The following is a 7,176-nucleotide window of genomic DNA, read 5'->3' as shown; positions in this document are numbered from 1 at the left end:
CGGGCGCGCATCCATACAAAGCCCGGCCGACGGCCGGCGTCACCCGCCAAGCGGGGGCGCCGGCCCTCATCCGTACGAGGATCCGATCATGAATTCCACGCTTGACGGCATCGCCGCGGTCCAGGACCGCCCACCCCGTTCCGCCACGCCGCTGCGCGCCGGCCTGCTCGGCATCGCCGCCGGGCTCTTCGCGCTGTGGATCACGCGCGACCAGCCGACCCTCGATGCGGCCACGCGCGCGGTCATCGCCAGCCTCGCGATCATCGGCACGATCGCGCTGCACGAAATCTTCATCTCGCGCGTCTACCTGCGCCCGAGCGCGGGCCTGTCGCGGCAGGCCGTCCGGCCGCTCGGCATCGCGCGCGTCGCGACGCGGCTCGGCGCGCTGACGTCGATCTATGCAGGCATCGGCGTGATCTACTGGCTGCTGCCCGAATACCACGGCAAGTTCTACCTGCCGTTCTGGTCGCTGCTGCGCTCGCTCGCGCCATACGTGATCGTCGCCGCGCCGTTCTACTTCGCGTGGATGGACCGCCACCAGCGCGAGACCGACGACGCGTACCTGCTGTGGGGCCGCTTCCTGTTCCGCCGCGAGCAGCCCGCAAGCTGGAAGCCGGTGCGCGAGATGCTGGCCGGCTGGGGCGTGAAGGCGTTCTTCCTGCCGCTGATGACCGTCTACCTGTCGAAGGACGCCGATCACCTGACCGCGTCGCTCGCGAACGCGGTGCATGCGCCGATGACGCTCGCAACCTTCGTGTTCATGTACGACCTGTCGTTCACGATGGACCTGATGTTCGGCACCGTCGGCTATCTGTGCACGTTCCGCATCCTCGACAGCCACGTGCGCACCGTCGAGCCGACGACGCTCGGCTGGGTGGCCGCGCTGATGTGCTACCAGCCGTTCTGGTCGCTGTTTTCGAACAACTACATCCGCTACGAAGGCTCGATGTTCTGGGACAACTGGCTGATGTCGGCCCCGACGCTGCGCGTGATCTGGGGCACGGTGATCATCCTGCTGCTGTTGACCTACGCGCTGTGCACGATCTCGTTCGGGCTGCGGTTCTCGAACCTGACGAACCGCGGGATCATCACGTCGGGCCCGTACCGCTTCACGAAGCATCCGGCGTACATCACGAAGAACCTGTCGTACTGGATGGTGTCGGTGCCGTTCGTCGAGCCGCTCGGCTGGCAGGTCGGGCTCATGCACTGCGCGGGGCTCGTCGCGGTCAACCTGATCTACTACACGCGGGCGAAGACGGAAGAGCGCCACCTGATGCGCGATCCCGACTATCGCGCGTATGCCGAATGGATCGAGCAGCACGGGCTGTTCGCGCGCATCCGGCAGGCATTCGGGCAACGCGCGCCGGCCTGATACCGTGGCAAAGGACGGGGCCGGCTGCCGCAGGTCGTGGCCCGCCCTCATGCGGCCAATTGTCGCGAAACGACGCGATTCTCCGCCTTTCGTCGCTTTTCATCTTCTGTCCGATTGCCCACCCGAATCACGTCGCGTATGGTGCTGCCCGTCCGCGTGCGATACGGCGCCCGACCTGCGCGCTTGTCGCCCGGACCTTCGACCGTCGTCCCGCACGACGGCCGCGCGGGCCGTGCCCGCCGCTCACCGTCTCCGCGATGCCGCCCTTCGGCGCCGCGCATTCTTGAGGAGAGAGACGTGATCCACAAAGTCCTGATCCTGTTCGCACTCTGCATCGCGGGCCTCGCCGCGATCGCCGCCGGTTTCCAGCACATCCCCAGCTGATTCGCGGCCCCGGCTCGCTTCGCCGAGCCCGGGGGCCGCAGCCATTCCTTTCCCGTTTTGCGATGAACCACTTTCTCGGACCGCCCGGGACGGGCGACCTTTGCCATGCGTATCGACGTACAGCATTCCCAGCACGACATCGACGATGAACTCGACACGCTCTACGCGCGTCTCCACCAGCCCGGCCATCGCCTGCACGGCCTGCCGGCCGTCGCGCTCGGCCGCTCCGGCCTGATCGTCCGCCACCGCGAGGCGGACGGCGAGTACTTCCTGTATGTCGAGAATCCGGCCGCGCGCCAGCTCGCCGGCTATACGGTGTTCAACCGCCTGCCCGAAATCCCGCGCCGCGCCGACCGCTACCTGCGCGCGCCGCATACGCGGCTGCGCGGGTCCGCGCAGCGCAAGGGGCTCGCGACGACGCTGTATCGCTGGGGGCTCGACGCGGGCCTGTGCCTGATCAGCGGCGCGCGCCAGTCGGTCGGCGCCGCGCAGTTGTGGACGGCGCTCGCGCAGGATTACCGGCACGGCTTCGTCGATATCGACGGGCGGGCGCTGTGTTATCTCGGCGAAACCGTCGCCGACGACGTGCATGGCGCACTGCATACGCGGCGGCTGATGCTCGGTCATGGATGGGAGATCGAGGAGTTCGCGCGCGTGGCGGGGATGGCCGGTGCCGCCCGGACACCGGTGCGATAATCCGTGCGATCTGCGCGACGCGACGCTCTCCGATACGCGACGCGCCAACCGACACGCCCATCGATGACCACCGATCCCCGACCCGACGCCAGCCGCCACTTCGACATCGTCGCGCTGTGCGGCAGCCTGCGCGCGCAGTCGTACAACGCCGCGCTGCTCGATGCGGCCGCGCGCGTCGCGCCGCGCGGCATGCGCATCGTGCGCTTCGATCGTCTCGGTGAATTCCCGCTGTTCAATCCCGATACCGAATACCCGTCGCCCGCCGCGGTGCGCGACCTGATCGACCGCGTGAATGCCGCCGACGGCCTGCTGATCGCGAGCCCGGAATACGCGCACGGCGTAACCGGCGTGATGAAGAACACGCTGGACTGGATCGTGGGATGCGAGGCCGTCGTGTACAAGCCGGTCGCGGTGCTGAATGCGTCGCCGCGTGCGACGCATGCGTACGCGGCGCTGCGGGAGACGCTGTCGGTGATGTCGGCGAACATCGTCGAGCGCGCGTCGATCACGCTGCCGATCCTCGGGAGTCAACTCGACGCGGCCGGAATCGCCGCGCATCCGCCGTTCGCATCGGCGCTGGCCGATGCGCTGCACGCACTGCGCGCGGCCATCCAGGAGGCAGAACCGGCCCGGTAGCCACCCGCGTGCGTTACCGCGCCTTCGCGCGCGTCACCTTCTTCGCCGGCTTGGCCGCCTTCGCCCGCGGCGCTTCCTTCTCGGGCTGCGCGCCGCCGCCGGCGAGATCCTCGAGCCACGCGAGCGCGTCGACATACGACAGGAACTGCTGCAGGTAAGCCGGCGACAACTCGCGCATCGTCGCGAGCGACCGGTGCACGAGACTGTTCGAATTGAGCGGCCCCGCGTTGCGCGGCACCTGGTCGAGCGACTGACGGTACTGCTGCTCCGTGCGGACCTTCGACCACATCGTACGGAAGTAATCGACCAGCTCGGGATCGAGCCCGCGCCGGTCGGCCTGCGCATCGCGCGCGAGCCGCTCGACGAGTTCCGCCAGCGCGCCGCGCGCGGGCGCACCTGCCGCGCCGCCCGCGGGTGTCGTTTGATCGGCGCGCGCAACGACCTCCGCGAAGCCTTCGAGCAACGTCGCCAGCCGTGCGTCGAGCAACGCGCGCGCGTCGCCTTCGAGCGCGGCCGCGCGCCGTTCGAGCGCGTCGATCCGGTGAAAGCGCACCGGATCGAGCCGGTCGGCGCCCTGCTCGCGCCATGCGTCGAGCGTCGCGCGAACGTGCGTCGCGTCGCCGGTCACTTCGCCTTCCCTCCGTTCGAAGCCGACTTGCGCGGCACCGGCGCGATCTCCACGCGGCGGTTCTTCGCGCGGCCTTCATCGTCCGCATTCGAGCTGACCGGCTGCTCGGAGCCGAACGCGGCCGCGAACACCGATGACGCCGGCACGCCGGCGTCGATCAGCGCGCGCGTGACCGTCAACGCGCGCTTGGCCGACAGTTCCCAGTTGTCCGCGAACAGGCGGTTGCCGGCATGCACCTGCTGGTCGTCGGCGAAGCCGCTGATCATCAGGATCTCGTCACGCGTCTTCAGGTAGGCGCCGAGCGGCACGGCCAGCGTCTTCAGCAGGTCACGGCCCGCGGGCTGCAACTGGTCGGAATTCAATGCGAACAGCACGTTGCCGCTGATGCCGATGCGGCCGTTCACGAGCGTCACGCGGCCGGCCGCGAGCGGCCCGGCAAGCGCCTGCTCGAGCGACTTGCGCTGCTGCGCTTCCTGCTGGCGCGCACGCACGGCCTCCTCGAGCTTCGACGTGAGCTGAAGCTGCATGCCGATCACGCCGACGAGGATCAGCACGAACGCGCCCAGCAGCACCGACATCAGGTCGGCGAACGCGGGCCATACCGGCGCGGAGGACGCGCCGCCGTCGATTTCGTCATGCATGCGTTACGCTCCGACGCTCGCCCGCCGGCCGGCGAGCTGCTGCAGGTCTTCGACGATCTGCTTCTGCGACATCATGCTCAGGTCGATCACCTCGCGCGCCTGCGCGACGTAGTACTCGAGCTGCTCGTCGCTGCGCGCGAGCGACTTCTCGAGCGCGGCCTCGATGCGTTGCAGATGGGTCAGCAGCTTGTCGTTCGACTCGCCGAATACCTGCACGGCCATCCCGAACGCGTCGCCGAGGCTCGCGACCTCGACGGCGCCCGCCGTGACCTGTGCGGCCACCGAGTCGAGCTTGCGCGTTTCGGCATCGACGGTGTCGTTGAAGCGCGCGCCGACGCGATCGAGCAGGTCGGCCGACGTGCTGACGAGCGCATCGATCGCGGTGCGTTGTTCGGTCGACGCGTGGTTGACCGCGCCGAGCAGCGTTTCGAGCGTCGCGAGCAGGCGGCTGCGTTCCTCGAGCATCGCGGTGTCGTGCACCAGGCTGTCGGACAGGCGCTGGCGCAGTTCGGCGACGACGTCGGCCGCGGCCTTCGGCGCCTCCGATGCAGCCTGCACGAGACGCGCGATCTCGTTGATCGTGTCGCTCGCATGCACCTGTGCCTGCGCGGTGATGTCGTTCGCGGTGCGGGCCAGCGTGTCGCAGATGTCCTGCTGGCGCGACGCGGCCTGCGCGCTCGTCTGCGCCCATTCGTCGCGCAGCGCGGCGGCCATCGCGGCGAGCGAGTCGTTCCATGCCGACAGGCGCTGTTCGTCGCGCGCGGCCAGTTGCGTCTGCAGGCCGGCATGCGAATCGCGGATCGTCGACAGCAGTTCGTTCGAGCGTTGTTCGAACGTCGATGCCTGTTCTGCGAGATCGCGCGTCGTTTGCGCCAGTGCGTCGCAGATTTCCTGCTGACGGCCCGCGCTGTGCACGCCGGCGCGCTGCCATTCGTCGCCGAGCTTCGTGGCCATCGCGGCCAGCGAGTCGTTCCATGCGGCGAGGCGTTCCTCGTCGCGTGCAGCCAGTTGCGTCTGCAGGCCCGTATGCGAATCGCGGATCGTCGACAGCAGTTCGTTCGAGCGTTGTTCGAACGTCGATGCCTGTTCTGCGAGATCGCGCGTCGTTTGCGCCAGTGCGTCGCAGATTTCCTGCTGACGGCCCGCGCTGTGCACGCCAGCGCGCTGCCATTCGTCACCCAGTTTCGCGGCCATCGCGGCCAGCGAGTCGTTCCACGCGGACAGGCGTTCCTCATCGCGAGCGGCCAGTTGCGTCTGCAGGCCCGTATGCGAATCGCGGATCGTCGACAGCAACGCGTTCGAACGTTGTTCGAACGTCGAAGCCTGCGCCGTGAGATCGCGCGTCGTTTGCGCCAGTGCGTCGCAGATTTCCTGCTGACGGCCCGCGCTGTGCACGCCCGCGCGCTGCCATTCGTCGCCGAGCTTCGCGGCCATCGCGGCCAGCGAATCGTTCCACGCGGCGACGCGCTGCTCGTCGCGCGCCGCCAGGTCGGCCTGCAGCCCCGCGTGCGACTCGCGCATCGCGGCAAGCGTCGCGCCCGAATGGCGTTCGAACGTCGCGGCGGCCTCGCCCAGCGCGCGCGCATGCTGGCCGGCCAGCGTCTCGCCGACCTGCTCCTGGCGCGACAGCGCATCGCGCCATGCTTCCGACAGGCGGCTTTCAGTCGATTCGAGGCGCGTCGCCACGCCGTCGAGCAGGTCCGTCGAGCGCTGCGAGAACGTGTCGGTGAACTGGCCGAGCGTCGTCTGCAGCTGCTGCGCGACGGCCTCGCCCGCGCGGCGCTGTTCGTCGAGCGCGCGGTTCCAGACGGCCGTCACGTTGCCGGTGGTCTTCTCGAAGCCGTCCGTGAGACCGTCGAGCTGACGCTGCACGGCACCCGTCACGGTGTCGCGCAGCGCGGCCATCTCCTGCGCGAGCCCGGTCATCGTCGCGGCGACGACCGGTTGCAGCGCGGCACCGGCCACGCGCGCGCTTTCGGCGGCGCTTTCCTTCAGCGCGTCGCCGACATTCGACGCGAGGCCCGCATACGCGCGCTCGGTCCGGTCGAAAAACGCCTGCTGGCTGTCGATCTGGCGATCGTGCAGCGCGATGCTGCGCGCCTCGAGCGTCGTCATCATCGTCTGTAGACGGTCGACCAGCGCCGGCATCACGTCGGCCTGGCGCTGCAGCAGCCGGAACGATTCGTCGCGCTGGTGCGCGGACGAATGCACGCGCAGCGTCGTCGCGATCTTCGCGTCGAGCTGCTGGGCCGCGTCGATCCGCTCGCGGCGCACGAGTGCGGACAGCAGCCCGAGCATCGCGGACGTCGCGACGCCGGCGATCGACGTGCCGAATGCGAACCCGAGGCCCTTCACCGGCGCGATCAGCGATGCGCGGATCGCGTCCAGATCGGTCGCGCTTTCGAGCGCGGCGCCGGTGCCCTTCAGCGTGACAACCATCCCGAGCAGCGTGCCGAGCATGCCGAGCAGCACGAGCAGGCCGACGAGGTAAGGCGTGAGCGACGGGCCCGGCAGCGCGACGCGCGCGCCTTCGACCCGCGCGCGCACGGCGCCGCGCAGGCCCGGGTGCAGCGTGTCGAGCCACGTGTCGAGTTTCGCGGGCGGCTCGGTCAGGCCGGCGACCGCGCCCGACAGCGTGGCGGTGGCCTGCCGGTAGCGCAGCAGCTCCCATGCGCCGGCTACATAGCACGCGGCGATCAGCAGCGTGACGGCCGACGCCAGCGGGTTCGACGCGACATAGCCGACGCCGATCCAGCCCACAGCGAGCAGACCGGCGACAAAGACAACGAGATCAAGGCGAATTCTGGACATAGCGTGTT

Annotated in this window: 6 protein-coding genes; 3 read left to right on the top strand and 3 right to left on the bottom strand. The window is 69.3% G+C overall.

All coding sequences use genetic code 11. The features are described from left to right. Positions 1-88 precede the first annotated feature (88 nt). The 3 genes from G3N96_RS27395 to G3N96_RS27385 all read left to right on the top strand — a co-directional run bounded on the left by G3N96_RS27395 (position 89) and on the right by G3N96_RS27385 (position 3,088). Positions 89-1,372, top strand: coding sequence for an isoprenylcysteine carboxylmethyltransferase family protein (locus G3N96_RS27395; RefSeq protein ID WP_206139136.1), 1,284 nt, complete (start codon positions 89-91; stop codon positions 1,370-1,372). Positions 1,373-1,861: 489 nt separating this feature from the next. After that, the gene (locus G3N96_RS27390) at positions 1,862-2,452 is read left to right on the top strand and encodes a histone acetyltransferase (RefSeq protein ID WP_206139135.1); all 591 of its coding nucleotides are present in this window, start codon (positions 1,862-1,864) and stop codon (positions 2,450-2,452) included. 63 nt (positions 2,453-2,515) lie between these two features. Continuing rightward, on the top strand, positions 2,516-3,088 hold the full coding sequence (locus tag G3N96_RS27385; RefSeq protein WP_206139134.1) for an NADPH-dependent FMN reductase: 573 nt from the start codon (positions 2,516-2,518) through the stop codon (positions 3,086-3,088). A 13-nt stretch (positions 3,089-3,101) separates the two neighbouring features. Here G3N96_RS27385 and G3N96_RS27380 read toward each other — a convergent pair whose 3' ends face one another. From G3N96_RS27380 to G3N96_RS27370, 3 genes are read right to left on the bottom strand one after another with little or no spacing between them, the layout of a single operon-like run. Further along, positions 3,102-3,716, bottom strand: coding sequence for a DUF2894 domain-containing protein (locus G3N96_RS27380; RefSeq protein ID WP_206139133.1), 615 nt, complete (start codon positions 3,714-3,716; stop codon positions 3,102-3,104). Then, positions 3,713-4,357, bottom strand: a complete 645-nt coding sequence (locus G3N96_RS27375) for an OmpA family protein (RefSeq protein ID WP_206139132.1) — start codon at positions 4,355-4,357, stop codon at positions 3,713-3,715. Before G3N96_RS27375 ends, G3N96_RS27380 begins: the two co-directional genes overlap by 4 nt. 3 nt (positions 4,358-4,360) lie before the next feature. Further along, a complete protein-coding gene (locus G3N96_RS27370) occupies positions 4,361-7,168 on the bottom strand; it encodes a DUF802 domain-containing protein (RefSeq protein WP_206139131.1) in 2,808 nt (935 codons plus the stop codon). Between the last annotated feature and the right edge of the window lie 8 nt (positions 7,169-7,176).

The organism is Burkholderia sp. Se-20373 (genome assembly GCF_017104705.1).
In the GTDB taxonomy this organism is placed as follows: Bacteria; Pseudomonadota; Gammaproteobacteria; order Burkholderiales; family Burkholderiaceae; genus Burkholderia.
This window is presented reverse-complemented; position numbering and strand designations above follow the sequence as displayed.